This is a genomic window from Myxococcus guangdongensis (genome assembly GCF_024198255.1).
GTDB lineage: Bacteria > Myxococcota > Myxococcia > Myxococcales > Myxococcaceae > Myxococcus > Myxococcus guangdongensis.
The window spans coordinates 73983-100183 of the sequence record NZ_JAJVKW010000014.1 but is presented as its reverse complement, the minus strand read 5'-3'; the positions used below and the strand labels follow the sequence as shown (position 1 = coordinate 100183).

Genomic DNA, 26201 nt, shown 5'->3' with positions numbered 1-26201 from the left:
CCTCACATCAACCGAGAGGTGAGCTGGGCCAGCTTGATGGCCACGGAGGCCGGGCTGCCCAGGTTCACCCGCTCGAAGTAGTTGTAGGACAGCTCCAATGACTCGGTGAGGATGCGGTTCTCCTGCGAGCTCATCGGTGAGACCTGCCAGCGCAGCGGCCACGCGTTGACGAAGCCCCACGCCACCAGCGGCAGGCCTTCCTCGTTGAGCAGCAGCACCAGGATGTTCTGCGGGAGCAGGGGCAACGACAGCCCCGAGCCCACGCTCTGTCCGAACCACTCCGCCAGGAACGAGTCCCGCGTCACCACGCCCCGCTTGAGCACCAGGTTGGAGTACCGGGCCGCCTTGGGCAGCTTGTGGATGAAGCGGTTCTCGCCGCCCTCGGTGACGTCCTCGGTGTCCCAGCGGGCCTCGATGCCGGAGATCTCCTGGAACGACGCGTCCAAATCGCTCGCCGCCGCGAGCAGCGTCGCGGAGCCGAGCACGGAGACGCTGAAGTAGAACGCGCCTGGCGGATAGTAGGGTTCGGACATGGCGATGAGAGGGATTAAGGCGCGGCGACGACGAGCGTCTCGAAGGCGACCTCGAGCGTCTCCACGGCCACCTCGTTGCCCTCGGACTTGAGGTCCGTGCCGGAGAGCTTCGTGGGCCACGCGTTGTTGAGCGTCCACGTCATCTTCGGCGCGCCCTGCTCATCCAGCAGACTGATGATGACCGTCCGCCGGGCAATCGTGTTCATCTTGATTTCGTTGTACCAGGCCCAGAAGCGGGCATCGTTCACGAAGATGCCCTTGCGCATCCTCACGTTCCCCACCTTGCCCAGGCCGGGCATCTTGATGGGGAAGAAGCTGGGGTTGTTGCCGTGCCGGTACTCGATGACCTGCGTCTCCGTCTCCAGGCCATCCACTTCCTGGAAGCTCACGGAGGTGTCGTCCCCGAGCTGCACGGAGAAATAGAATTTCGGCAACGGCCAGATGTCGTTCTGAACTTCTCCTGCCATGGCGGCTCCTCGTTCGGCTTGAATCGGGTGGAATCAGTCGTCACAACGGCACGGCGCGCTACGCGCTGGCGCCTTCCATCTTCTGCTTGAAGGTCAGCTCGATGAACTCCGCCGGGCGGATCATCTGCAGCGTGACCTGGACGACCATGTAGCCCTCGAGCACGTCCTGGGCCGTCATGGTGCTGCCCAGGCCGCACTCCACGCTGAAGGCGTCCGACGCCGTGGCGCCGAGCAGGCCGCCCTGGGACCAGAGCCCCTGCAGGAAGCTGGACACCATGGACGTCACCGACGCCCAGGTGTTGCCGTCGTTGGCGGAGAAGACGAAGCGGTCCAACGAGCTCTTCACCGACTGCTCCACGTAGACGAGCGTGCGGCGCACCTGGATGTAGCGCCAGTCGTTGCTGTTGCCGTCCAGCGTGCGCGCGCCCCAGACGACGGAGCCCCGGCCCACGAACTCGCGCACGGCGTTGATGGCCTTGCCGTCCACCGGGACGTTGAGGTCCGCCTGCTGGTCGTTGTTGAGCTTGAAGGTGGTGCTGGTGACGGACGTCAGGCTGACGTTGGCCGGCGCGTTCCACACGCCCCGGTTGGTGTCGTTCCACGTGTAGATGCCCGCCATGGCGCCGCTGGAGGGCAGCACGTCGTCCTTGCCGGTGATGACGCGCAGCATGTCCGTGAGCAGGGGCAGCGCGGCGGTGAGGTTCTGGTTGAGCGCCAGCACCTCCTCCTCGAGCGTGACGGTGCCCATCTTGTCGATGTCCGCGTCCACCGCCGTCTTGCGCGTGGGGTTGGTGGCGTAGAGGTTGGCGCTCTCCAGCTTGAGGATGTCCTTGAGCGTCGCCTCCAGGGTGATGTTCCGGTAGTCGAAGTCGCTCACCTCCTGCACGGAGGTGTGCAGGAAGGGGAAGTACGCCATGCCGTAGTTGAGGAACTTGTCCCCGAGGATGCCGCGGTAGTCGGTGATGACCTGCGTGAGGGTGTCCTTGGTGACGGTGGCGGAGCCCCACACGTCCAACAGCGCCACGCGGTCCTTGAGCTGCCCGCACTGGTCGAGCATCTTCGCGGAGACCTTCTGGTAGTCGGCCAGCGTGGTGAGGTTCACCGCGTCCGGGACGACGAGCATCGTGGGGCCCACCTGCTCGGCGATGACGTCCAGGCCGCCCTTGAGCGCGTCGGCGCCCAGCGTGGCCGTGTAGTCGCCCACGGAGACGATGTACGCGGTGCCGCCGCCGTTCGCGTAGAACAGCCGCAGGCTGTTGAAGAGGTTGAACTGGGTGCCGGTGGAGTTGACCAGGTTGTAGTACTTCCAGACGGGCGTGGCCGCGTCGTACACCTTGAAGTCGTAGTCACCGGCCTTCTGCTTGGTGGTGTCGGTGACCTCCTCCAGCCGGAAGAGCGGGTCCGGCGCGCCGCCGAAGACCTGCTGATAGTCCGCCAGCGAGTTGATGAGGATGGGCTTGTTGAGGACGGGCTTGCCGCTCAGCTGGGCCGTCTGGGTGTAGCCGATGAAGGCGGGCACCGCCGTCTGGATGCCGACGACGGAGGGTGGGAAGGCGTCCAGCTCGGTGACATAGACGCCGGGAGTCTTGCGTGCGGGTCGGGTGGCCATCGGGTCCTCGTTTCGTGGGTGGCGCTGCGGCTGCGGGGTTCAGAGGTTCAGGAAGATGTCCGAGTAGTCGCGCGCCCCTTCCAGCGAGGGCGCCGGGTCGCGCGAGTACCGGGTGGGGCGCGTGCTCCGGGGCTTGCCGGGCGCCGGCCCGCTCCGGGGCAGCACCAGCGCGGGCGTGGCGACGGGCACGCGCGACATCAGCGTGTTCTCGAAGAGGCCCTGGGTCCTCAGCCCCTTGAGCTCGAAGACGAAGCTGGAGAGCTCCTGCAGCGGCAGGTCCTGGTCCGCGATGAAGCACTGGGTCACCCCCGCGCCGGGGATGGGGACGGGCACGGGGCCGGAGAAGGTGACGGGCTGGGACGTGTCCGTGTCGACCAGGCGCAGCTGCTCGTACGTGACGCCCTTGGGCGGGACGACGAAGTAGCACCAGCGCGTGCTGCGCCGCTCGAAGCGCAGCTGCAGCTCCAGCGGGACGACGCGCGCGCCGTCTCCCTGCGGAGGCACGTCGCACAGGGGATACAGCCCCGTGTCCTGGGGGGAGGGCTTGGCCAGCACCAGGTCGATGAAGCCCAGCGGCGCGGGGTATGCCTGCGTGTAGAGGACGACCTCCTGGTCCAGCACCTGCCCGTCGGCGGCGAGCTGCCGCAGGGTGTAGAGCCCCTCGGGGACGCCCGCGAGGTCCAGGTAGAGCACCGTGCCCACGCGCTGCTCCTCCCCCGGCCCCTTCGCGCGCGCCTGGGCCACCTGCGCGCAGGTGATGAGGTAGGGCGTGCGCTGGGCCAGCAGGGACCTGGGGATGCTGCACGGCTTGCAGAGGACCTGCTCCCCGGACACATCCATCACCACGACGCGGTCCACCGCGTCGCTCACCAGCACCACCTGCACCTGGGTGCCCACCACGCGCTGCCGGCTGTCGGCGGTGACGTGCGTGCCGGGGTTGAGCAGGATGGGCGGGGCGACAGCGCCCTCGCAGTGGAGCGGCTGGTCCGTGGGGGACGGGGGGCTGCCCACGAAGTGCGCGCCCAGGTTGTTGAAGTAGAGGTTGTAGAGGTTGGGCTGGAAGTCGCTGGGCAGGTCGGTGAAGTTGACGAAGTAGGGCGTGTCGGAGACGAGCACGAAGGACAGCCACGTCCACTGGCCCTGCTGGCTCCTGCGCTCCACCGCGGAGAAGAAGGCGTCCAGGCGGTTGGAGTCGAAGAGCACGGAGAAGTCCGTGCCCTCGTCGAGGAAGAGCAGGCCCCAGTCGCGCATCCTCACCCGCGTGTCGGGCGTGGGCTGGCAGCGCAGCACGGGGCAGCGGTCCTCCGCGCCGTTGAAGTACGTGTGGCGCAGGTCCACCGTCACCAGCCGCTCATAGGAGTAGCGGCGGGCGGGCCCGTCGTTGCGGTGGGGCGCGGGGCCGGGCTGCTGCCGGGGGTCGGGCCTCAGCCGCGAGGGGCCGTCCAGGGCGCGCTCGTAGGCGCGGCGGGCGCGGCTCATGGCTCCTGCTCCCGGGGCTGCCCTGGCGCCTCGACACCCTTGGCCGCCGGCACCTGGGCCTGCATGGCCGTGCCCCGGTAGGGAATCATCCGGACCTTGTAGAAGACGGACGGCAGGTACTTCACCCCCGCCAGCCCCATCAGGTGGTTGAGCCCCAGCAGGTCCAGGTTGACGAACTCGAAGGTGAGCTTGTCGATGTCCGGGTCCAGCCCGGGCAGGCTCTGCTGGGTGAACCAGGGCGTCTGCTGGAAGTAGCTGATGACCTGGGAGATGGCCTCCAGGCCCACCGCGTACGCCTGGTCCTCGAAGTTGGCGTACAGGAGGACGAACAGGTCGATGTAGAGCGGCGGCGAGACGATGCCGTACGTGTCCTGCGACACGGGCACGTTGCGGTTGTACGTGCTGACGATGGTCTCGTGCTGGAGGTTGGCCAGGTACATCACCACCGCGTCGCGCGCGGGCGCGGCCGGACGGCCCTCGTGGTCCGTCAGGTTGGAGAGCACCACCCAGGGCTCCTGCCGGGGCGCCAGCTCCGCGTTGCGGATGAACTCATCCAGCCGCGCGCGGATGAGCTCCAATGTGCCTCCGAGCTTACCCAAGTCATACCTCTCTCAGCGCGCCCCCCGGGCACGTCTGTCTTCAAGGGTGGAAGTGAGACCCGGAGGGCCGCCGGGCTTCTTCACGAGGGCGCACCGGAAGAGGGCGCGCCGTCGTTGCCACTGATTGCGCTCGCGCGGGTGGTCTCGCGGAGTGAAGTCACAGTAACAGGTAAAGCCAGTGTGTCAAACGAGGGGGATTGGGCAGACGTGCCGGGGAGGATGTCTGTTGAAACCCGTTGTGTCTGTCTTTGGTGTCTGGGGAAGGAGGCGTCGCGAGGATGGGTGATGGGGCGCGGCGATTCCAACGCGCGGCATTCCCCTCCCGAGGGAGGGGCGGGGTCCAGGGCCTGTCATCCAGGGCTCACCTGGAGGGTCCGCGCGGGTCGTGTCCCCGGACAGCGCGGGGCGGGTGGGGCGGCCCAGGCGTCGACGGGGGAGGGTGAGTCAGCGCCGCCCGGGCCGGATTGTCGGCCTCGCGCGCGTTCCGGCGGGGGGGCGGGCGGAGGTAGGGCCCCGCAAACGAATGAGTCCGCCCTTCTTTCGAAGGACGGACTCGGTGTGGTTCAGCGTCCCCGGTGAAGGGGCCGATGGAAGGCTTTCAGAGCGACGCGGCGTCCAGGCCGGCGTCGGCCATGAGCAGCGCCAGCTCCGCCTTGAGCTTGTCCTTGGCGCGAATCTCCAGCTGGCGGGCGCGCTCGCGGGAGAAGCCGAAGTGCTCGCCCAGCTCGCTGAGCGTCATCTCGGAGTCACCCATCACCCGGTTCTCGATGATGAAGCGCTCGCGCGGATCCAACCGGCGCAGGGCGCGCTGCACCAGCTCGCGGGTGAGGCCCGCCTGCTGGCGGTCGGCCACCTCGTCCTCGTGCGAGGCGGTGGCGGACTCGACGAAGTCCAGGTGCGTGGCGTCGCCGTCCTCGCCCACGGGGGCGTCGAGCGACAAGTCACGGCCGCCCATGCGCTGCTCCATCTCGCGCACCTCGGAGGCCTTCACGTTGAGCTTGCGGGCAATCTCCTCCGCGTTGACGATGCTCGCGTCGCCGGCGCCCATGCGCTCGAGCTCGCGGCGGGTGCGCGCCAGGCTGAAGAAGAGGCGGCGCTGCGCCTGCGTGGTGCCCAGCTTCACCAGGCTCCAGTTGCGCAGGATGCAGTTCTGGATGTACGCGCGAATCCACCACACCGCGTAGGAGATGAGGCGGATGCCCTTGTCCGGGTCGAACTTCTGCACGGCCTTCATCAGGCCGATGTTCGCCTCCTGGATGAGGTCCGACATCTTCAGGCCGTAGGAGCGGTACTCGTAGGCCACCTTCACCACGAAGCGCAGGTTGCTGGTGACCAGCTGGTGGCCCGCCATGAGGTCGCCCTTGCGGAAGCGCCGCGACAGCTCCTGCTCCTGGGGCTGCGTGAGCAGCGGGTACTGATTGATCTCCGAGAGGTACGTGGAGAGGGAGTCCGGGGAGGAGAAGTGGGAGGAATCCTGCATGGCGTCTCTCGGGGAAGGGGGCCGTATGGGAGCCGCGCCTCGGCGGCACGGGAGGGGGCCTTCGCAATGCGCATGCCACCGTCCACTTGCGCCATTTCCCAAGGAGTCCAGGGGTTTGCATCACCGCCTGGGGGTGCTTAAGGGCGGACCTCTTTCGTTTTTACAGGGGGCTGATCCGAAGACTCTTCCGACTGTCTTCCAGTCGACGGAGCCTGGGAGTGGGTGTGGGGAGGAGCCCGGGCGAGCAGGGAGGCGGCTGTGCGCGGCGTCCTGTGGCATCGCCACCTTGGGGCATGGCGGACCTGTTCCAGCTCTTCGCGGTGTCGGCGGTGGTGATGGGGGTGTCGCAGACCGTCGCGCGCGAGCGGATCTTCGCGCCGCTCCGGGCGCGGCTGGGGGGCAAGGACACGTGGTGGGGGTATCTGGTGTCGTGTCCCTACTGCCTGTCCCACTATGTGGCCTTCGTGCTGGTGCCGTTGACGGGGACGTACGCCATCGACGTGGTGGTGGGAGGGTGGGTGGGGTGGGGCTTGCGGTGGTTGCTGTCCTCGTTGCTCATCACCGTCATCGCGGCCTTCTACCGGGTCCTCTTCTGGTTCGTGGACGAGAGCCAGGGGCTGGTGCGGCGGCGTCAGCGCACCGAGGACGAGGAGACGGCGACGAAGCGCCTGGTGCGAAGGCAGGTGGAGCGGAAGGTCTCCGGGGAGCCCTCGGAGCCGCTGCCTCCGTCACCTCACTGAGGCGCGGGGCTACCCGTGGCCTGGGCGTCATGAGAAGAAGGAGCCCGTCTGGCGTCCGGAGGACGACTTGAAGCCAGGGGCTCGATGACGGACGACGCGAAGCGGATGGGCGAGGCCGACGCGCCACGAAGGTGGCCCGCCTGGATGTTGCCAGCGCTCCTGGTGTCGCTGCCCCTGGGGTTCTTCATCCGGGCGTTGGCCAGTGGCGGCGTCTTCATCGCCGGGGACACGCTGCGCGTCTTCTATCCGACGCGGGTCTTCTGGGCCGAGCGCGTGTCCCAGTTCTCGCTGCCGGAGTGGTTCCCCTACGACGGCTTCGGTCAGTCCTTCGTGGGGGCCATCAACGCGGGCGCGTTCCATCCCACCGCGTTGCTTCACCTGGTGCTGCCGCCCGGCGCGGCGGGGACGGCGACGTTCCTGTGCTGCTACCTGCTGGCGCTGGTCGGCACGTACGCGCTGATGCGGGCCTATCAGGTCCCCCGGGCTGGAGCGCTCTTCTCCGCCATCACCTTCGCGTTCTGTGGCTACCTGGTCGCCATCACCAACAACTCGACCTACCTGCTGTCCGCCAGCGCGGTGCCAGCGGCGCTCTGGGCGGCGGTCCGCTTCCTGCGAGAGCCCTCGGTGAGGCGGCTGGCCGCGGGCGGAGCGTTGCTGGCGCTGGTGGTCGCGGGAGGTGACGCGCAGGGGTTCGCCATGGTGAACGCGGCCGTCGTGCTGGTGGCCTGTGTCGACCCCGCCGCGGGGACCTGGCGACGACGCCTGGGCATGTGTCTGGTGTTGGTCGCCACGGGGGGCCTGTTGGCCGCGCCGCAGTTGTTTCCGGCCGCGGCGCTCGCGGGCTCGGGGGCGCCGGGGGCCCGCTCGCTCGTGGAGTCGCAACGCTTCTCGTTGGCGCCGTTGCGCCTGGGGGAGCTGTTGATGGGCTCCTTCCTCGCGGATGTCGAGGGGATGCGGGGCATCCCGGAGTCCGTGGTCCGCAACCTGGTGCCGTCCGGCGGCTTCGGTCGGGTCTGGGTGGATTGCGTCTACGTGGGGACCCCCGCGTGTGTGCTCGCGCTGGCGGCCCTCTTCACGTTCGCCAGGCGCCCCCGCGCCTGGGTCCTCGCGGGGGCATGGCTCCTCTGGGTGATGCTCTGTCTGGGAGACGCGCTGCCCGTCTACGGCTGGGTCTACCAGTGGGTCCCTCCCTGGCGCCCCTTCCGCTACCCGGAGAAGCTGGTCCCTTGGGTGTCACTCGGGCTCGCGGTGGCGGCGGGGTTGGGGTGGCGAGCCTGTGTGGATGAGGGGCGAGGTCGCCGGGCGGTCGCATGGGCCGCGGGCGTGGTGGTGTGGGTGGGCGGGAGCGTGGCGGTGGCGGAGGCGTTCTTCGGAGCCTGGAGCCGCCACGGGCTCGTCTCCCGCTGGCCCCAGGCTCCCGCCGGGGTGGTGGCCGCGTTGTCCGGCAACGTGGTGCGCGTGGGGGTGGTGACGGCGGTGCTCGCGCTCGCGTGCGCGCTGCTCACGCTGCTCCTCCGGGCACGCGGGCTCCGAGGGGGGCTCCTGGTCGCGCTCCAGCTGGGGGCGCTGTGGTGGGGCAGCGAGCCGTTCTACGTGCTCGCGCCCGCGGAGCTGCTGGACGTGGCTCCGCCCTTCGTCGAGCCCATCCGTCGCGAGGCTCCTCCGGGAGAGCCCGTGCGCGTGTCGATGGAGGTCCGCACCCTCGGGACCTGGAACGTGCCCGGGTATGACTTCAACGAGCGCATGGCGCTCCGGCTGCTGACGACGTTCCAGCCGGACACGATGGTGCTGTGGGGGCTCGAGAGCGCGAATGGCTACCTTCCGGGGGAGAGCGTCCGGGTGCGCGAGCTGCGGCAGGACCGGCCGCACTGGTACGGCCACCTCGCGCCACGCCTGGGCACGCCCTTCTCCGTCCATGACACCAGGGAACTCGCGGCGTCGGCCCTGCCTCCCACCGCGAGGCTCATCGCCCAGGATTCGTTGTTCGGGACGTCGCTGGTGCACCACTCCGACGCCCTGCCGCGTGTCCATGTCGCCCGGCCTCGATGCGTGTCGGGGATGGATGAGGCGCTGGGCCTCATGCTGGCGTCCCCGCTGCCCCCTCGCGACGTCGCCGTCGTGGAGTGCGCCACCGGGCCCCTGCCCGAGGCCTCCGCGCGGCTGACGAGCACCGTGCGCGTGGAGCGCCCCTCCCCCGAGCACCTGCTCGCGCGGGTGGAGGTCTCCGAGCCCGCGGTGCTCGTCGTCAATGACGCCTACCAGCCCGGGTGGACGGCGTGGGTGGATGGACAGGAGGCCGCCATCCTCCCCGCCAACGTCGCGGTTCGCGCGGTGGCGGTGCCAGCGGGCCAGCACCACGTGGAGCTGCGCTACCGGACACCGGGGCTGCGCCCGGGGCTCCTCGTCGCTCTGGGCACGCTGCTCGCTTTGGCCGTACTCGACGTCGTGGGCAGGCGCACGGAGAGGAAACGCCTCGGATTCCAGGAGGTTGGCGCGCCTCGGGGGCCCTGAAGCAACTTCCCGATGCCCGTGTGAGAAAATGATGGGAACGCCCAGCACCCCCATGGGCCGGAGCCCTTCATGAGCCCCATCGACCGCAACCGCCCCGTCTCCACGCCTGTCGCCCCGTCGCAGACCCAGCGCGCGTCGCTGAAGAACCCGCTGGGCGGGCTGGTGGAGGCCGCGAAGAACGGGCTGAAGGAGGTCCCGCGCTTCCTGGAGCAGGGCAAGGACGTCTTCGAAGCCACGCACCTGAGCGAGGTCAAGCGCCTGTTCGGCGGCAACGCCAAGCCGGACAAGACGCTGGACGGCAAGCTGATGGGCGCCAAGGGACAGACCTTCCCACCCGGCACGCCGCTCAAGGACATCCCCGGCGTCACGCCGCAGAACAACCCGAACCCCGACAAGACGGTCCTCTACATCAACGGCATCCTCACGCCGGCCGCCAACCAGCTCAGCGAGATGCGGGCCATCGCGGAGAAGGCCGACGCGCGCGTCATCGGCATCCACAACGCCACCGAGGGCTTCGTCGCGGACCTGGCCCAGTGCGTGGGCGACAAGCTGGACAAGGGCAAGAACCCCGCCGTGGACACCCTGGCGGACACCGTCTACGGCGAGCTGAAGGCGGGCCGCGAGGTCCACCTCATGGGCTACAGCCAGGGCGGCCTCATCACCGCGCGCGCCCTGTTCGACGTGGAGCGCCGGCTGCGCATCGAGGACGGCATGTCCTCCGCCCAGGTCGAGAAGCTGATGGGCAAGCTGAGCGTGGAGACCTTCGGCGCGGCGTCCACGCGCTACCCGGACGGCCCCCAGTACGTGCACTACATCAACAACGCGGACGCCGTCCCCACCCTCACCGGCCTGGGCGGCAGCTTCGACCCCATCGCCTTCGCCAAGGACGCGGGCAAGGGCGCCGTGGTGCACCGCTTCACCGATGGCAACCTGAACCTCATCGGCAACCACATGATGGACACGATGTACGTGAAGCACCGCGTGCCCTTCGAGCAGGCGCGCGCCGGACAGTTCTGACGCGCCCCCCCGCGCACCGGTGAAGTCCACGAGGGCTCGTGCACACGCACGGGCCCTTCATCGTTTCAGGCGACGCGCCAGCCTCGAAGATTGTCGTGGCGAAGAAACACCTTCAAGGGCGCCTGCGCGGCGCCGCGGGTGGCCATGGACCTCAGCCGGAGCTTGTCCTTCCTGCTCAGGTCCCTCCAGGGCAGGAACAGTCCCGAGTGTCGTGCGCGCCAGAGCACCATGCCCCTCCAGCCGCCCTTCATCGCCTGGTCGTGCAGGAAGCAATCGAGCTTCTGGGTGAGCGTCACGGGCTTCACCTCCGGGCCGAGCAGGAAGTCGAGCACGGCGAGCTGTCTGGCTTCGACGGCCCTCGCGATGCCGCTCGCGATGACTCCCGAGCGCAGGTTGGCGAAGGCCTGCTTCGAGAGGATGGCCTGGACCTCACTCAAGTCGCCCGCGTCGATGGCGCGGTAGAGCGGCTGGGTGTGTCGCTTCTCGCGGGAGACAGAGAAGCGCCAGAGCAGGACCAGCGCCATGAACGGCAGGACCGCCAGCCCCCATTCCGTGAGCGTCTTCATGGGCCCGTCATAATCGCGGGCCCGGCCCCTCGAAAAGAAGCGGGCGCGAGCCCGGAGTGGACGCGCGCCTCGACACGCGTGTGTCCTCTCCTCAGCGCCCCGGCGGCTTCAGGTCCGCGGGCAGTCCCCCCGAGGTGGGCGGGCGCTCCAGCGAGGAGGGCGTGAGCCCCTGGGTGGACAGCGGCCCCGCGTCCTGCTGCGAGCCCGAGGGCTTCTTGTCGTCGTCCGAGCACGCGCCCAGCACGGCGCACGCGGCGATTACGGCGCACAGATGGCGAGTCATCGTTCCTCCTCCCCGCCTCAGTACTTGACCCAGATTTCCGTGCCCGGATGAATCTCCGTCAGCGGCGTCGTGTCCGGCTCGGACGCGATGAGCTCCTTCGTCACCGGGTTGGCGCTGTACGCGCTCTTGCCCGACCAGACGATGAGCGCGTCCTTGAACACGCTCAGGTCATGCACGTGCTCCTGCACGGTGTACTTGTTCCAGCCCGGCGTGCGCGCGGGGTAGATGAAGACGGCGGGCGCGGGCTCGGCCTGCGGCGCGCTGCCGGCGTCCTCGGTGCCGTGTCCCCCGTGGTCTCCGGACGTGCCCACCCACTCCACCGTCTTCTCCTGGCCCTGGGCATCGAGGCAGGTCTGCGTGGTGGGGAAGTACACATTCGCGAACGGCGTGTTCGGCATGCGGGCGCGCAAGGCGACGCGGTGGGCATGCGTGTCCGCGGCCAGCACCTCCGTCGCGGAAGCGCGGGTCCAGGTGATGGACTTCACGTTGCCGCTCGCGTCCTTCTCCACCACCGCCTTGCCGAACGCCGAGTCCATCGGACGCACGGAGGTGACTCCCTCGGGGATTTGAATCCGCAGGCGGTACGTGTCCAGGCCCTCGCAGCCGTGGCCGACGGTGAACTGCACTTCGTAGGACGTGCCTTCGATGGCGGGACCGACGCCGGAGGCGCCGATGTGCGCCTGGGCGGCCGTGCCGACCAGCAGGCCCGCGGACGCGAGCAGGAGTGGAAGGGAAGTCTTCAAGCAGGGCCTCCAGTGGAAGGGATTGCGCTGGAGAACCGGGTTACCAGACAGCCCGTACGCCACCGATGTGGCCTTTTGCCGCAGCCCGGGGGGCAACCCCATCACTTGCCAGCGACAATCATCCGGAGACCGGAGGGGCCCGCGACAATTCGCCGCACCTGTCCGTGGATGACAGGCCTCACCACATGCCCTGTTCCCTGAGCAGGGTTCCCAGGGGCCGAGCGCCGCCGCGGTGGGACTCGAAGAGGCTCGCGGCGAGCTGCCGCGTGGGGTGGACCCAGCCAATGCGCTCCTGGCCCTCGTGGGCCACCGGGCCGCAGTGGATGAGGGACGCGCGCAGCTCCTCGTCGGAAGTGAACACCGCGTGCTCCAGCGGCAGCGGGCTCTGGCTGGCGAGGAACACCTGCCGTCCTCCCATCTCCCCGAGCGCGGCCTCCACCCAGCGCGGGTGCAGGCCATTGGCGGGCTCGTCCAGGATGGCGAAGTCCTCGTTGACGTCCAGGTAGTAGAAGAGCGACAGCAGCCGCTTCTGGCCGAAGCCCAGCTCCGCCCCGGACAGCGCGCCCCCGTCGCGGCGGACGAAGTGGAAGCTGAAGCCGCCGAAGCCCACGCGCCCGCCGTTGTCGTACGAGCGCTTCTCCAGCACCTCCACGCGCAGCCGTCCGGAGGACAGGCCCGCCATCCCCACGAAGCGCGCGAGGAACGAATGCTCGAGCGCGTCATGGCGCAGCTCCAGCGCGTCCACCAGGGGCTCCAGCTCCACGCGCTCCTTGAGCCACCCCGGCATCCAGGACGGCAGCGCCATCAACCCCAGCGGGAAGATCTCCCCGTCGTGCGCCTCCATGGCGTAGCGGATGGCGCCCAGCTTCTCGTACATCCCCAGCGCCTCGTCGAAGCGCTGGGGCGCGAGCAGGAAGGTGCGACGCAGGAGCGTCTTGAGCCGCTCCTTGAGCCCCACATCGATGTACTGCGCCGTCATGAACAACAGCGTCCACACCGAGCGGTCCAGCAGCGACCAGTGCATGGTGCGCGACCACGCGCTCTCTCCATCCACCTTGCAGTCGAGGCCCTCCGAGTCCGCGCGCAGCACCAGCCGCGTCGACGGCGACGACAGGAGGAGCTCCACCTCGATGAGCGGCTGGAGCCCCGACTCCTGCGTGGGCACGCGCAGCGGCAAGAGCCCCGCGCCCTGCCGGGGCGTGGCTTCCGTGCGCTCGGGCACCCGCGTGTCGTTGCGCGCGAAGACGTGCAGCTTCATGCCCGGGAAGGCCAGCTCGTACTCCAGCGCGAAGCGCTCGTGGATGAGGCCGGAGAAGTCCGAGCCCAGCACGGTGGACACCAGCTCCAGCAGCGTCGTGCGGCCGGTGCCGTTCTCACCCAGGACGAGGTTGAGCGTGGGCCCGGGTGTCAGTTCGGTGCCAGGGGCGACGCCGCGGTAGTGATGGACGGTGAGCCGGGTGAGCTTCATGCGAGGTCCTCACCCGGCAGCTTCGTGCTCCCGGGGTCCGACGGGAATACTCCACGCACCGGAGTGTCTGGTGGGCCGCCCGGAACATGACGCGTCCAGGCATGCGCGAAGCGTTTGGTGGGCTTCGGACTCGTCTATACACTCCGCGCGCTTTCGCACCCCTCAAGAACCCTGGATGCAGAATCCAGAAAGGATGAAGTGAGGACGATGAAGAACGTTGCCCTCGGTTGTCTGCTCTCGGCGCTGGTGGTCCTCGTGTCGGCCCCGGCCGCCGCCCAGCTCGAGCTGCCCGCCTCCAGCCCCTCCGCCAAGGTCTCGCAGGAGGTGGGCGTCACGTCCATCTCCGTCGACTATTCCAGCCCGGCGGTGAAGGGCCGCAAGGTCTGGGGTGACCTGGTGCCCTGGGACAAGCCGTGGCGCTCGGGCGCGAACGCGGCCACCAAGATTACCTTCAGCCACGACGTCACCTTCGGTGGCAAGGCCGTGCCCGCGGGCACCTACTCCATCGTCACGCTGCCCTCGCAGAAGGGCTGGAAGGTGATGCTGAACAAGGAGCTGGGCCTGTTCTCCACGCCCGCCCAGTACTCGCCCGCCAACGACATCGCCACCGTCGCCGGCACCACGGCGGAGATTCCCAGCCGTGAGCGCCTGACGTACGTGTTCAGCAACACCACCGACGACACCACGTCGCTGGACCTCGAGTGGGAGAAGCTGCGCGTCTCCATCCCCATCAAGACGGACACCGCGAAGCTGGCCAAGGCGAACATCGAGAAGTCGGTGTCCCAGAGCGCCAGTGAGCACGCCCAGGCGGCCCGCTACGTGGCGGACTCCACCAAGGACTACGCCGCGGCGCTGAAGCTGGCGGACGCGTCCGTGGCCATCGACTCCACCTGGTACAACCAGTGGATTCGCGCGGACATCCTCGCCAAGAGCGGCAAGTACGCGGAGGCCCGCAAGGCCGCGCAGATTTCGTGGGACCTGGGCCAGAAGGCCCCGAACTTCTTCTACAAGGACCAGGTCTCCAAGGCCCTGGCGGACTGGAAGAACAAGTAGTCCTCCGTCCCGGTGGAGCCCTCCGTCAGCGTCGGGGGGCTCCGCCCGCGAGTCGTCGGTAGAGTGACTCGTACCGGTCGATGGCCGGCTCCAGCCTGAAGCGCTCGACGACGTCGGCCCGCGCTCGGAGGGAGAAGGCCCGCCACCTCGGCCTGTCTCGCAAGAGGCCCAGCACGTGGCCCGCCATGGCGCGCACGTCACCCAGCGGCGCCAGGAGGCCCGTCTCGCCGTGGCGCACCACCTCCGGGATGCCGCCCACGTCGCTGGCCACCACGGGCACCCCGCAGCTGAGCGCCTCCAGCGCCGCGAGCCCGAAGCTCTCCTGCTCACTGGGCAGCAGGAAGACGTCGGACGCGGCGAGCACCCGCACGAAGCGCTCCTGCTTGCCGGGGAAGGCCACGCGGTGGGAGAGCCCCAGCTCGCGCAGCATCCGCTCCGCGGGCTCGCGCTCCGGCCCGTCGCCCACCATCACCAGCCGGCACGGCAGCTGACGGTGGACCTCCGCGAAGACGGCCACCACGTCGGTGATGCGCTTGACGGGGCGGAAGTTGGAGACGTGCACCAGCACGGGCTCGTCGTCGCCCAGGTCCGGGAAGAAGGACTTCAGCGGCGCGCGCTCGCGCACGGGGGCGTACGCCTCCGTGTCCACGAAGTTGGCGATGACCTCGATGGGGAAGCTGTCGGGGATGCCGAAGCCGCTCCACGTCGCGTCACGCAGGAAGGCGGACGGCGTCGTCACCGCGTCGCTCTTCAGGATGGAGAAGCGCGTCATCGGCAGGTAGCTGGGGTGCACGCCGACGAGCGTCGTGTCCGTGCCGTGCAGCGTGGTGACGATGCGCGGCGCCTTGTCACCCAGCACCTCGCGCGCCATCCACGCTGCCGTGGCGTGGGGCACCGCGTAGTGCACGTGCAGCACGTCCAGGTGCTCCTGGGTGGCGACCTCAATCATCTTGGACGCCAGGGCGATGGGGTACGTGCCGGAGCGCTGGAGCGCGGGGTAGTCGCTCTCCTTCACCTCGTGGAACGACACGCCCTTGGGCAGGTGGTCCAGGCGCACCGGCGGCTCGCGCGCGATGAAGTGGACCCGGTGGCCCCGCTCGGCCATGGCCAGGCCGATGCCGGTGGCGACCATGCCGCTGCCGCCGAACGTCGAGAAGCAGGTGATGGCGATGCGGAGGGGAGGACTCATCGGCGGTGAGGGAAGAACAGGGGCTTCTCGAAGCTATTCCGGCGGAAGTGCTCCACCGGGTCGACGAGCCCCAGCGTCTCCCGGACGACGTACGGCTCGCCATGGGCGACGCCGACCTGGGCGCCGTAGAAGCGGTCCCTCGCCTCCAGGGAGGAGAGCGACAGCGCGGAGCCCACCAGCGTCGCGGGCGCACCCGGGCGGGGCTCCACCTGGCTCGCGTAGCAGCGCACGGCCGCCGTCTTGGTCTCGTAGACGGAGGACACGTCCACCACGAAGCTCGGCTCGGCCAGGTGGCGCAGCGGATAGTAGAGGACCTGTCGGGGCGTGAAGGCCGCGCTGGGGGGCTCGGTCTCGAACTTGCGCACGCCGGAGAAGAACAGCGCGCGCGTCACCAGTGCGCTCGCGGCCTCGTGGTCCGGGTGGCGCTCCTCCTCCCACGGGACGATGACCAGCTCCGGGCGCAGCCTGCGCAGCACCTCCACCACGCGGGCGACGGCGGAGGCGCGCACGCGCTCGGGCTCGGGCGCCTCGAAGCCGGCCCACGGGTTGAGCCAGCCGTCGGGCAGCTCCAGGTTCTCTCGCACGGACAGGCCCAGCACCCGAGAGGCGGCCTGCGTCTCCTCGGCGCGCGACTCGAGCGTGCCGCGCGAGCTCTTCTCCCCTCGGGACAGGTCGATGATGCCCGTGCGGTGGCCCTGGCTCGCGAGCCGCGCCATCAGCCCGCCGCAGAACAGCTCCACGTCGTCCGGGTGGGGGCCGAAGGCCAGCGCCTCCAGCCCGTACGTCGCGCCGCTCGCGCTCATGGCAGCAGGTCCTGGAGGTCGCCGGAGAACGGGATGCAGGCGTCGAGCACCTGTCGGGTGAAGGCCCGCGTGCCGAAGCGACACGCGTGGTAGGCCATGCCGTGGATGCGCTCCTGGGGCGCGCCCTCCGGCAGCAGCATGGCGCGCAGCCGGTCCACGCGCTCGGTGGTGACCTCGTCGCGCAGCGCGAGCGCCCGGCCGTAGCGGGCCGACAGGCGTGACACCGCCGCGCGTACGGTGCCGCGCGTGCGCTTGAGCGCGTCCAACAGCTGCGGGTCCAGCTTGAGCATCGACTCGCCCAGCGAGTCCAACTCGGCGGCGAAGGCGCCGAACAGCCGCGCCTCCACGGTGCCCGCGGGCTCGTAGGGCTCGGCCGCGTCGCGCGTGGCCAGCTTCGCCAGGAGCGCTTCACGCGGCTGGCCCGCCTCGTCCGCGGTGAGCCCCAGCTTGTGGAGCAGCCTGCGCGCGCGGTCATCGAGCACCCGGAAGCGGGCGCGCGGCACCACGAGCGGCATGGGCAGTCCCGCGTGCGCGTAGAGCGGGGCGAGCTGCGCGAAGTAGGAGACCTCGCCCGGGCCGCCGACGTACGCGGCGGTGGGCAGCCACGTGTCCTGGAGCAGCGGGCGCAGGAGCGCGGAGGTGGTGAAGCGCAGGGGCTCCTGCTCCAGCGCGCGCAAGAGCTCCGCCGTGGTGACGGTGGCGCCGCGCGGGTGGCCCACGAGGCTCCACGTGTCCGGGCCCGCGGGGTCCAGCCGGTAGCGCGCGCCGTCGACCTCGTCCGGGGAGAAGAAGCCCAGCGGCGCGCCGGGGCGGATGTAGACCTGCTCGGAGAAGCCCGCGTGGGTCAGCTCCTCCACGCGCTGGGTGAGCGCGGCGCAGATGCTGGCGGCGTGCTCGAGCGAGAGCCGATGGATGGGCGCGGCCAGCGGCGCGAGGCGCGCGTCCCTCGGGTCGATGAACACCAGCCCCTCTTCGGTGAAGAGGGTGGAGAGCACCTCGGTGAACGCCTCCGCGAGCGTCGCGTCGGGGCGGTAGGCCCACTCGAGCAGGGAGAGGTGCTCCTCGGCCTGGGGCTCCGCGCCCAGCTCCGCGCGCAGGGCCTCCAGGGCCTTGAGGACCCCGGAGCCCAGCTTGCGGTGGGAGATGGGCGCGCGCGAGAGGGCCGCCTCCGGAAGGTCGAGCGACACGCGACATCGCGCGCCTCTCGGGCTCGCGACGAAACAGTGGTCGACCTCCGGCAGGTCATGGTCCTCGGTCTGGAGCCAGAAGACGGGAACACAGGGGCGGCCGGTTTCTTCCCGGAGTTTTCGGGCGGCGACGATGGCGGCGGCGGCCTTGTAGAGCGTGAAGAGGGGGCCGAGGAACAGCCCCATCTGTTGTCCCGTCACCACCACGGTGGTGCCGGGGAGGGCGAGCTCCTCCAGGTGTCGTGCCCTGGCGGGGCTCGGCGCCAGACGGGCGTTCTGGGCCCGCAGCACCTCGAGCAGCGCGGGCGACACGGAGCGGGTGGAGGCAGCGGCCGCGGCCTCCGCGCGAGCGGCGCGGTGACGGAAGCGGTCGGGCAGGAAGGCGAGCGCGCGTGGGTCTCCCTGGAGCCACGCGGTGGGAAACGAGGGCGTCACGGTGCGCGGTGATAACAGGTCGCCTTTCCTCCGGCACGCAGAAGGACCGTGACGCACACTCGACGTGACAGCGTGGCTGGCCGCGTCATCGTGGATGAAGGCTGCTCGCGCGTGGCGAGGAACCTTGTTGTAGGGTCCGCGGCCGGATGCGAACCCTGCTCACCTTTGGCATGACGCTGGCCATGAGCCTTGGAATCGGGACCACGGCCTTCGCGCAGACCCCTCGACAACCGCACGCGGGAGAAATCGCGGCGGGCCTGCGACGCCTCGGCGTGACGGGCAGCGTGCTCTACGTCGCGGCCCACCCGGACGACGAGAACACGCGCCTGCTCGCCTGGCTCGTCGGAGAGCGGGGCCTGCGCGCGGGCTACCTCTCGCTCACGCGCGGCGATGGCGGACAGAACCTCATCGGCACCGAGCAGGACGAGATGCTCGGCCTCATCCGCACCTATGAGCTGCTCGCCGCGCGCCGCGTGGACGGCGCCGAGCAGTACTTCACCCGCGCGAGGGACTTCGGCTACACGAAGTCCGCCGACGAGGCGCTGCGCATCTGGGGCCACGACGCGGTGCTGGCGGACGTGGTGCTCGCCATCCGCCGCTTCCAGCCGGACGTCATCGTCACGCGCTTCAACACGAAGCCGCCCAACCACGGACACCACACCGCGTCCGCGCTGCTCGCCGCCGAGGCCTTCGCGGCCGCCGCGGACCCGTCGCGCTTCCCGGAGCAGCTGTCGCTCGTGAAGCCGTGGAAGGCGGACCGGCTGCTGCACAACGTCTCCACGTGGAGCCTGAAGCCGGATGCGGACATGTCCGCCCATCTCAAGGTGGACGTGGGCGGGTACGACGCGCTGCTGGGGCGCTCGTGGGGAGAGGTTTCGGCGGAGAGCCGCAGCCAGCACAAGAGCCAGGGCTTCGGTGTCCCCGCCGAGCGCGGTCCGCTGCTGGAGTACTTCCAGCCGCTGGACGGCACGCGGCCCAAGGCCGACGTCTTCGAGGGGCTGGAGTTGTCCTGGCGCCGCTGGAAGGGCACGGAGAACGTGGCCCGTGCGGTGGAGGAGGCGCAGAAGGGCTTCGACGCGCGCGCGCCGCATCGCTCGGTGCCCGCGCTGCTGAAGGTGCACGAGGCGCTGTCCGCGTTGCCGGACGAGCACCCGTGGAAGGCCGCCAAGCTGCGCGAGACGGAGGCGCTGGTGGCCGCGTGCGCGGGCCTGTTCCTGGAGGCGCGGGCCGCCGAGGCCACGGGCACGCCGGGCACGTCGGTGGCGGTGACGCTGCACGCGCTGAACCGCTCGCCCGCGGCGCTGAAGCTGGTGAGCGTGACGCTGCCGGGTGGGGAGCGCGTGGCGGTGGACTCAGTGCTCGCGGAGCATGCGCCGCTCAAGCTGGAGAAGAAGTTCGCCTTGCCCGACGACGCGGCCGTCTCCACGCCGTACTGGCTGCGCAAGCCCGTCTCCGGTGGATTGTTCGCGCTGGACGACGCGGACCGCGCGCTGACGGGGCTGCCCGAGGCGGGCCCCGCGTTGTCGGTGTCGTTCGTGTACGAGGCCGCGGGTCGTCGCATCACGGTGACGCGGCCGGTGGTGCACGTGTGGACGGACCCGGTGCGCGGTGAGCTGTACCGCGCGTTCGAAATCGTCCCGGCTGTCACGGCGACGCTGGAGCGGGACCGGGTGATGTTCCCCAACGGCGCGGCGCAGACGGTGGCCGTGGTCCTGGGCGCGGGCCGCGCGGACGTGAGCGGCAAGGCGCGGTTGGAGCTGCCGCAGGGCTGGCGCGCCGAGCCCGCGGAGCACGCGTTCCAGTTCGCCACGCGGGGCGACGAGCGCACCGTGCACTTCAAGGTGACGCCGCCCAAGGGCGCGACGGAGAAGGGGCGCCTGCGTGTCGTCGTCGATGCGGGCGGGCGCGCCGAGTCGTGGCGGGTGCGGTCCGTGTCGTACGAGCACCTGCCGCCGCTGGCGGTGCGGCAGTCCTCGGAGGCCACGCTGGTCCCCTTCGCGCTCGCGACGAAGGTGAAGCGGCTGGGCTACATCCCTGGCCCGGGTGACAAGGTGGCGGAGAGCCTGGAGGCCGTGGGTTACGAGGTGACGGTGCTGCCCGAGGAGCGGCTGGACGCGGAGAAGTTGGAGCGCTTCGACGCCATCCTCGTCGGCGTGCGGGCCTTCAACGCCAACCCTCGCCTCGCGGTGCACCGTGAGCGACTGCTCGACTACGTGAAGCAGGGCGGCCGGTTGGTGGTGCAGTACAACACGAACAGTCGGGTGGGGCCGCTGTCGGCCTTCGTCGGGCCGTACCCGCTGGAGATTGGCCGCGAGCGCGTGACGGACGAGACGGCGGTGATGACGCCGGTGTCGGCGGACGAGCCGCTCTTGCGCGCGCCCAACCGGCTGACGTCCGCGGACTTCGACGGCTGGGTGCAGGAGCGCGGGCTCTACTTCGCGTCGAAGTGGGACGACAAGTACCGCCCGGTGTTCGCGATGAACGACGCGGGCGAGGAGCCGCTGAAGGGCTCGTTGCTCGTCGCGCGTCACGGCAAGGGCGTGTTCGTCTACACGGGCCTGGCCTTCTTCCGTCAGCTTCCCGCCGGGGTCCCCGGCGCCTACCGCCTCCTGGCGAACGTCCTCGCGCAATGAGCCCTCCCGTGAATCCCTCTTCGTCTCCCGCGCCCGTCGAGAAGCGGCCGGAGCTGGATGACGCGCCGCCGCTGCTCGGCTCGTGGCGCAACATCTATTTGCTGGTGGTCGGCGTCTTCGTCCTCTTCGTCGTCCTGTCGGCGGCGCTCACCTGGGTGTACTCGTGACCTTGCTCGACTGGGTGGTGCTCGTCGGGACGACGGCGACCATCGTGCTGTGGGGGATGTGGAAGTCGCGGGGGGCGAAGAACACGGAGGAGTATCTCCGCGGCGCTCGTGAGTTGAAGTGGCCCACCATCGGCCTGGCGGTGATGGCCACGCAGGCCAGCGCCATCACGTTCCTCTCCGTGCCGGGACAGGCCTACGAAGACGGCATGCGCTTCGTGCAGTTCTACTTCGGACTGCCGTTCGCGATGATCCTCATCAGCGCGGTCTTCGTCCCCATCTACTACCGGCTGAACGTCATCACGGCGTACCAGTACCTGGAGTCGCGCTTCGATTTGAAGACGCGCCTGTTCGGCGCCTTCTTGTTCCTGGTGCAGCGGGGCCTGGCGGCGGGCATCACCATCTACGCGCCGTCCATCATCCTCTCCACGATTCTGGGCTGGGCGCTGGAGCCCACGGTGGTGGCGATGGGGGCGCTGGTCATCCTCTACACGGTGACGGGTGGGTCGACCGCGGTCAGCCAGACGCAGAAGCAGCAGATGGTGGTGATGATGGGCGGCATGGTGGTGGCCGCGCTGGTCATCCTCTGGCGGCTGCCCTCGCACGTGTCGTTCGGTGACGCGGTGGACGTGGCGGGCGCGTTCGGTCGGATGAACGTGGTGAGCTTCGACTTCAACGTGCAGGACCGTTACAACTTCTGGTCCGGGCTCACGGGCGGCTTCTTCCTGGCGCTGTCGTACTTCGGCACGGACCAGTCGCAGGTGGGCCGCTACCTCACGGGGCGCTCCATCACGGAGAGCCGGCTGGGATTGTTGTTCAACGGCGTGCTGAAGATTCCGATGCAGTTCCTGATTCTCTTCGTCGGAATCCTCGTCTTCGTCTTCTACCAGTTCAGCACGCCGCCCCTGCTGTTCAACGAGACGCTGGGCGAGCGGATGCGAGGCTCCTCGCAGGCGGCGGAGTACGCGGCGCTGGAGACGAAGTGGGAGCAGGTCCAGTCGAGCAAGCGCGCGCAGGTGGAGCAGTACCTGTCGGCGGGAGATGAGGCTTCGCGCACGGGCGTGCGTGAGTCACTGCGCGCGGCGGCGGGTGAGGCGAGCCAGGTCCGCAAGGACGCCAAGGCGTTGGTGACGCGGGCGTTGCCTGGGGCGGAGACGAAGGACTCGGACTACATCTTCATCGGCTTCGTGAAGCGGTGGCTGCCCAGCGGGCTGTTCGGGCTGCTCATCGCGGTCATCCTGTCGGCGGCGATGAGCTCCATCGCGAGTGAGCTCAATGCGCTGGGGGCGACGACGACGGTGGACTTCTATCGGCGGGTGTTCCGTCCGGAGGCGTCGGACCGGCATGTGCTCATCGCGTCGAAGTTGTTCACGGTGTTCTGGGGGTTGGTGGCGGTGGGGTTCGCGACCTTCGCGTCACTGCTCGACAATCTCATCCAGGCGGTGAACATCCTGGGCTCGATTTTCTACGGGACGGTGCTGGGTATCTTCCTGGTGGCGTTCTTCCTGAAGTTCGTGCGAGGGCATGCCGTCTTCACGGCGGCGGTCATCTCGCAGTCGACGGTGATTGGCCTCTTCATCTTCAGCGACATCGGCTACCTCTGGTACAACGTCATTGGCTGCGCGCTCGTCGTGGTGCTGAGTCTGGTGGCGCAGACGGTGCTGCCACGTGGGCCGGAGGCCGCTCCGGCCCCTGGGACTTGAGCAGTCCACGGGCTACGGCGAGTTGCCGAGCGCGGCCCGGGTAGCCTCGAGCTCCGCGAGGGACAGACGTCCATCGCGGAGCTCGAGGCCTCCGCCCTGGCCTTCGCATCTGCTGGCGCAGAAGGTGTCCTTGTCGTCGAGCGGGAGTCGCAGGCCGTCCGAGAAGCCTCCGTCGTGACAGGCGCACACGGTGCCGACGTCCGCGAAGCCGACGTAGGCCACTCCGATGACTGCGCTGCTCAGGATGGCGATGAGAAGCCAGGGCCGTTGGCTCATGGACGGACCTGCATGGACTGGTGCATGGCATGAGCCTACCGGGATGGGGGCATTCGGGCGCAACCAGGTCCGAGTGTCCTGGTGAGCCCGGCGACAAGCGGCGAGGATGTCGGACATGAGTGACGACCTGGAGCGGGCGCGGCGGGAGGCCCGTCCCGACAACCTCTCCTCCCTCCGGCGTCTGGATGCGGAGCTCCAGCGCGCGGAGGTCCGCTGGGCGGGGCGGACTGCGCGCGAGTGGTTGGCTTTGTACCTGGATCCCGAGGAGCCCGAACTCGACCCCGAGGACCCCGAGATGGACCTCGAGGACTCCGAGGATGCGCAGCTGCACATCCTCGATGCGGGGTTGGGGATGGTTCCGGCGTTGCTGGAGATGCTGGAGGCAAGTCATTCCGAGCAATGGCGTGACTCCGAGAAGTCGCGTCAGCTCACGTGCCTCGACCTGCTGTCGCGGGTGGACCCCGAGCCCACGGGGGTGGTCCCCGCGTTGCTCTTCCTGCTGGAGGGACCGAGCGCCCGGGTGCGCCGCGCGACGCTGGGCTTGATGGCGAAGCTGCGCCCGCGCCCCACGGCGGCGGTGCTTCGCGCTGTCTTCGCGTGCCTGGAGGACAAGCGGGATGAGGAGGTCCGTGCGCGCGCGGCGCAGGTCCTCTCACGGCTGACGGGCCCCGTGCCACCGCGGGTGCGAAGTGTGGCGCTCACGCTGCTGGGGGACTCGCGGGCGTGGAACCGCCGCTTCGCGCTCGCGGTGCTGGAGCGGGTGACGCCTCCGGATGCGGAGCTGGTCGTTCCGTTGGAGGAGCATCTCCTGCTTGACGATGACAACCGGACGGAGACGCTGCGTGCCTTGTGGGTGCACGCACCCGAGCGTGCTCTACGGTTGTTGGTCGAGGAGGCGGGGAACGCCCGGGAGCGCCCGAGTGAGCGCTCGATTCGATTTGAATCGGGGGTTCGCGCCATCGGCCTGTTGGGAACTTGTGGAGTGAAGGCGGTGTCCGTGGTGTCGGACTTGTTGCGTCTGCGGAATGGCTCGTGGGCGCAGGTCTTCATCGACGCGGCCATCGACGACATCCTTCGGGACGAGTTCCGGGGGCGCACGTACCCACCGGTGTCGGGGACGTCGTCGTCCCTGGTTGCAGCGCTTCGTGCGGAGCTACCTGCTCTTTCGAGTGCGGCGGAGAGTCCCGCGGATGTGCTCGTCCGTTGGGCGATTGCGTGCGCGGGGCAGGGGACGGAGGCGCGGGTGCGGATGATGCTCGCCGCCACACGTCGAGTGATGCGGCACTGGGATGACGAGCATCCCGAGGACGATGGGCCGCGTCGTGGCCTCGCCGCCATGGAGGACTGGGTGTGTGCTCCGACGGAGGAGTCGGCTCGTCGAGCGCGTCGTGCATCGAATCTCGTGCCCAGTCAGATGAGCGCGCCTGCGGCCTTCTCCGCGTCCTGGTCACTGGCGAACGGCTCGCGTTGCATTCCGCTGTCCGGCCCGGTGTCACTGGAGGAGAGCGATACGTATGACCGGGCGCTGAGAGGGGGCCTCTCCACGGCGAGCAGGGCGTTGTCGGGGCCAGCGTGGAGCAATGGCGTATTCGGGACGAGCGCTCGTGCGCAGGAGCGTTTGTCTCCGTGGGAGGCCGTGCGAGCCCTTCATCGCGCCATCCAGGAAGAAGTCCTCCCGTGGGCCCTGGGCACATGGGACCCTGTCTGTGATGTGCGCCGAGAGCGGAGTCGCCTCGACGAATCCCTGCCAGCCATTCGCTAGCCACCATCCTCCAATAGAAGACATTCATGAAGGGGATTGTCGGTCACGGGGAGTATCTTGGGCCTCCCTATGCGAACCCTTCGGGCTTTCGGTGTCCTTCTTCTGGTCGCGTTCTGCTCGGGCTGTTCCGTCACTCAAAAGCCCTCCATGCAGCAGGCATGGGAAGCCGCCGAGTTGGAGTGTGACGACCCACGAGAAGATGAGTGCGTCTCTCTCCTGTGTCTAGGCGATACCTGTGGCTTCTATCGATGCGCGGACCGGCTCGGCGGAGTCGAGTTGGCCCGGTTTCCGCCTGCCCGCCCACCGGCGGCAGCTGCGGCGCCGGGCAGCGGTCCGCGAAGGAACTGGGGCGGGGCACAGAAGCTCCCTCCTGGTTCCATCATGACGTTCCCCAACTGGAACGGTTCTCCAGAGGAGGTCATCCCACCGTCACACCGCCTGCCGTCCGGGCGTTGGGAGAAGCACCACATCTTTCCGCAGGAGCCCGCCTTGAAAGAGTGGTTCGAGCTTCAGGGGGTCAGGATCCATCACTTCACGATGCCCATCCCCTATGAGCTTCATCACCGGATTCACAGGGGAGGGGGGGCGTGGAGGCGACTGGAATGAGGCCTGGCGACAGTTTCAGAGGTCGAATCCGTCCGCTCAGCCTGAGGCCATCTTCAAGCACGCAGGGGAACTCATCTACCGTTTCCAGCTTATGGGTGGCCCCATCCAGCCGTACTATTCCAAGCCAGGAGCGTGAGGACGAATGGGTCGATTCTTCTGGGTGGACGAGGACCGAGAGGTCGCGGCGAAGCACGGCGGCGAGGTTCATGGGGTCCGCAAGTGGAAGCTCCCTGGTTTGATGGGATGCCCCACGTGTGGCGCCACGTGGGCTGGCGTCGGCCACTTCCATCCAGAGGTCGACCTGTCTCACTTGCCAGAGGGGCGCGAACTCGAAAGAGCAAGACCCGAGCCCTTCCAGGAGTTCGTTCGTCTGCGTGAATTGGTGCGTCCGTTGGTGGCTCCGAACATGGAGCTTCCTCCCGGAACAGGTTTCGGGCCGTTCGTGGGAAGCGCATCCGGCAGGCTGCCGGCCTTCGCGTGGGTCATCTCAGTGTTGCTCGTTCACCGAGAAGCGTTGGTGTCACTCCAAGCAGATGGAGTGCGAAATTTGAGCGGGCATCCGACCGCTCTGAAGTTCCGTCAGAAATCTCCGCCCGAGTTGCTGGAACTCCAGATGTCGCCTCAGGGGAGGCTCCACCCGGACTGCATTCCGGCGGATGTTCCTTCGCCGTGTCCAACGTGCGGGCGATTCGGCCTCTCACGTCCCGAAGAACCCGTCCTCGAAGCGGCCGCCCTGCCCACGGAGGTGGACCTGTTCCGGGTGGGCAACTTCGCTACGATGGTCATCGGCACGGAGCGCTTCCGCGACTCCGTGCTCCGCCTGGACCTGGACGGCCTGACGTTCCGCGAGCTGCCCATTCGCTGAGCAGCCAGGGGCCGTCGAACCCGTTCAAGC

The 26201-nt window shown here is 69.1% G+C and carries 23 protein-coding genes and 1 pseudogene; 10 read left to right on the top strand and 14 right to left on the bottom strand.

What is annotated here, in order from left to right:
* Positions 1–2: 2 nt before the first annotated feature.
* The 6 genes from LXT21_RS34610 to LXT21_RS34585 form a co-directional block, all read right to left on the bottom strand.
* Positions 3–533, bottom strand: a complete 531-nt coding sequence (locus tag LXT21_RS34610; RefSeq protein ID WP_046716006.1) for a phage tail protein — start codon at positions 531–533, stop codon at positions 3–5.
* 14 nt (positions 534–547) lie between these two features.
* Positions 548–1000, bottom strand: coding sequence for a phage tail protein (locus LXT21_RS34605; RefSeq protein WP_254042501.1), 453 nt, complete (start codon positions 998–1000; stop codon positions 548–550).
* Between the two features lie 58 nt (positions 1001–1058).
* Entirely contained in the window at positions 1059–2609 is a 1551-nt protein-coding gene (locus tag LXT21_RS34600) for a phage tail sheath family protein (RefSeq protein ID WP_254042500.1), read from the bottom strand.
* A gap of 39 nt (positions 2610–2648) precedes the next feature.
* Positions 2649–4088 carry a hypothetical protein gene (locus LXT21_RS34595; RefSeq protein ID WP_254042499.1) on the bottom strand — a complete coding sequence of 480 codons (1440 nt, stop codon included), beginning with the start codon at positions 4086–4088 and terminating at the stop codon, positions 2649–2651.
* Positions 4085–4687, bottom strand: coding sequence for a Pvc16 family protein (locus LXT21_RS34590; protein ID WP_074951203.1), 603 nt, complete (start codon positions 4685–4687; stop codon positions 4085–4087). The genes LXT21_RS34595 and LXT21_RS34590 overlap by 4 nt, the downstream gene beginning before the upstream one ends.
* A gap of 598 nt (positions 4688–5285) precedes the next feature.
* Positions 5286–6167 (bottom strand): RNA polymerase factor sigma-32, encoded by an 882-nt coding sequence (locus LXT21_RS34585; protein ID WP_046716002.1) that lies wholly within the window; start codon positions 6165–6167, stop codon positions 5286–5288.
* Between the two features lie 293 nt (positions 6168–6460).
* On the opposite strand from LXT21_RS34585, the gene LXT21_RS34580 reads away from it, so the two are divergent.
* The 3 genes from LXT21_RS34580 to LXT21_RS34570 all read left to right on the top strand — a co-directional run bounded on the left by LXT21_RS34580 (position 6461) and on the right by LXT21_RS34570 (position 10435).
* Positions 6461–6907: a hypothetical protein gene (locus tag LXT21_RS34580; RefSeq protein ID WP_254042498.1), complete on the top strand. Its 447-nt coding sequence runs from the start codon at positions 6461–6463 to the stop codon at positions 6905–6907.
* 144 nt (positions 6908–7051) lie between these two features.
* The gene (locus LXT21_RS34575) at positions 7052–9418 is read left to right on the top strand and encodes a YfhO family protein (protein ID WP_254042497.1); all 2367 of its coding nucleotides are present in this window, start codon (positions 7052–7054) and stop codon (positions 9416–9418) included.
* A 69-nt stretch (positions 9419–9487) separates the two neighbouring features.
* Positions 9488–10435 (top strand): hypothetical protein, encoded by a 948-nt coding sequence (locus LXT21_RS34570; RefSeq protein WP_254042496.1) that lies wholly within the window; start codon positions 9488–9490, stop codon positions 10433–10435.
* Between the two features lie 65 nt (positions 10436–10500).
* On the opposite strand, the gene LXT21_RS34565 is transcribed toward LXT21_RS34570, so the two are convergent.
* The 4 genes from LXT21_RS34565 to LXT21_RS34550 all read right to left on the bottom strand — a co-directional run bounded on the left by LXT21_RS34565 (position 10501) and on the right by LXT21_RS34550 (position 13495).
* Positions 10501–11001, bottom strand: coding sequence for a hypothetical protein (locus tag LXT21_RS34565; protein WP_254042495.1), 501 nt, complete (start codon positions 10999–11001; stop codon positions 10501–10503).
* Positions 11002–11092: 91 nt separating this feature from the next.
* Positions 11093–11284, bottom strand: coding sequence for a hypothetical protein (locus tag LXT21_RS34560; RefSeq protein ID WP_254042494.1), 192 nt, complete (start codon positions 11282–11284; stop codon positions 11093–11095).
* Between the two features lie 17 nt (positions 11285–11301).
* Complete coding sequence (locus LXT21_RS34555) at positions 11302–12027, bottom strand: DUF1775 domain-containing protein (protein WP_254042493.1); 726 nt, start codon at positions 12025–12027, stop codon at positions 11302–11304.
* A 178-nt stretch (positions 12028–12205) separates the two neighbouring features.
* Positions 12206–13495, bottom strand: a complete 1290-nt coding sequence (locus LXT21_RS34550; RefSeq protein ID WP_254042492.1) for an AAA family ATPase — start codon at positions 13493–13495, stop codon at positions 12206–12208.
* Positions 13496–13702: 207 nt separating this feature from the next.
* Here LXT21_RS34550 and LXT21_RS34545 point away from each other — a divergent pair, with 207 nt between their 5' ends.
* Positions 13703–14548: a DUF2911 domain-containing protein gene (locus tag LXT21_RS34545; RefSeq protein ID WP_254042491.1), complete on the top strand. Its 846-nt coding sequence runs from the start codon at positions 13703–13705 to the stop codon at positions 14546–14548.
* A gap of 25 nt (positions 14549–14573) precedes the next feature.
* Here LXT21_RS34545 and bshA read toward each other — a convergent pair whose 3' ends face one another.
* The 3 genes from bshA to bshC are packed head-to-tail and all read right to left on the bottom strand — an operon-like array spanning position 14574 to position 18162.
* Positions 14574–15737, bottom strand: a complete 1164-nt coding sequence (bshA, locus tag LXT21_RS34540) for an N-acetyl-alpha-D-glucosaminyl L-malate synthase BshA (RefSeq protein ID WP_254042490.1) — start codon at positions 15735–15737, stop codon at positions 14574–14576.
* Entirely contained in the window at positions 15734–16540 is an 807-nt protein-coding gene (bshB1, locus tag LXT21_RS34535; protein WP_254042489.1) for a bacillithiol biosynthesis deacetylase BshB1, read from the bottom strand. The genes bshA and bshB1 overlap by 4 nt, the downstream gene beginning before the upstream one ends.
* Complete coding sequence (gene bshC / locus LXT21_RS34530; protein WP_254042488.1) at positions 16537–18162, bottom strand: bacillithiol biosynthesis cysteine-adding enzyme BshC; 1626 nt, start codon at positions 18160–18162, stop codon at positions 16537–16539. Before bshC ends, bshB1 begins: the two co-directional genes overlap by 4 nt.
* Positions 18163–18344: 182 nt before the next feature.
* Between bshC and LXT21_RS34525 the strand changes: the two genes are divergently transcribed.
* The 3 genes from LXT21_RS34525 to LXT21_RS34515 are packed head-to-tail and all read left to right on the top strand — an operon-like array spanning position 18345 to position 22662.
* Positions 18345–20795, top strand: coding sequence for a PIG-L family deacetylase (locus LXT21_RS34525; RefSeq protein ID WP_254042487.1), 2451 nt, complete (start codon positions 18345–18347; stop codon positions 20793–20795).
* Positions 20796–20803: 8 nt separating this feature from the next.
* Positions 20804–20962, top strand: coding sequence for a hypothetical protein (locus LXT21_RS34520; protein ID WP_170300405.1), 159 nt, complete (start codon positions 20804–20806; stop codon positions 20960–20962).
* Positions 20959–22662, top strand: coding sequence for a sodium:solute symporter (locus LXT21_RS34515; RefSeq protein ID WP_254042486.1), 1704 nt, complete (start codon positions 20959–20961; stop codon positions 22660–22662). Before LXT21_RS34520 ends, LXT21_RS34515 begins: the two co-directional genes overlap by 4 nt.
* Positions 22663–22674: 12 nt before the next feature.
* Here LXT21_RS34515 and LXT21_RS34510 read toward each other — a convergent pair whose 3' ends face one another.
* Positions 22675–22938 (bottom strand): hypothetical protein, encoded by a 264-nt coding sequence (locus tag LXT21_RS34510; RefSeq protein ID WP_254042485.1) that lies wholly within the window; start codon positions 22936–22938, stop codon positions 22675–22677.
* Positions 22939–23053: 115 nt separating this feature from the next.
* Here LXT21_RS34510 and LXT21_RS34505 point away from each other — a divergent pair, with 115 nt between their 5' ends.
* The 3 genes and pseudogenes from LXT21_RS34505 (at position 23054) to sitI6 (ending at position 26171) form a co-directional block, all read left to right on the top strand.
* Positions 23054–24700: a HEAT repeat domain-containing protein gene (locus LXT21_RS34505; RefSeq protein ID WP_254042484.1), complete on the top strand. Its 1647-nt coding sequence runs from the start codon at positions 23054–23056 to the stop codon at positions 24698–24700.
* A 69-nt stretch (positions 24701–24769) separates the two neighbouring features.
* Positions 24770–25442, top strand: a pseudogene (gene sitA6, locus LXT21_RS34500) (SitA6 family polymorphic toxin lipoprotein).
* Between the two features lie 6 nt (positions 25443–25448).
* Positions 25449–26171 (top strand): SitI6 family double-CXXCG motif immunity protein, encoded by a 723-nt coding sequence (gene sitI6, locus LXT21_RS34490; RefSeq protein ID WP_254042481.1) that lies wholly within the window; start codon positions 25449–25451, stop codon positions 26169–26171.
* Positions 26172–26201 lie beyond the last annotated feature (30 nt).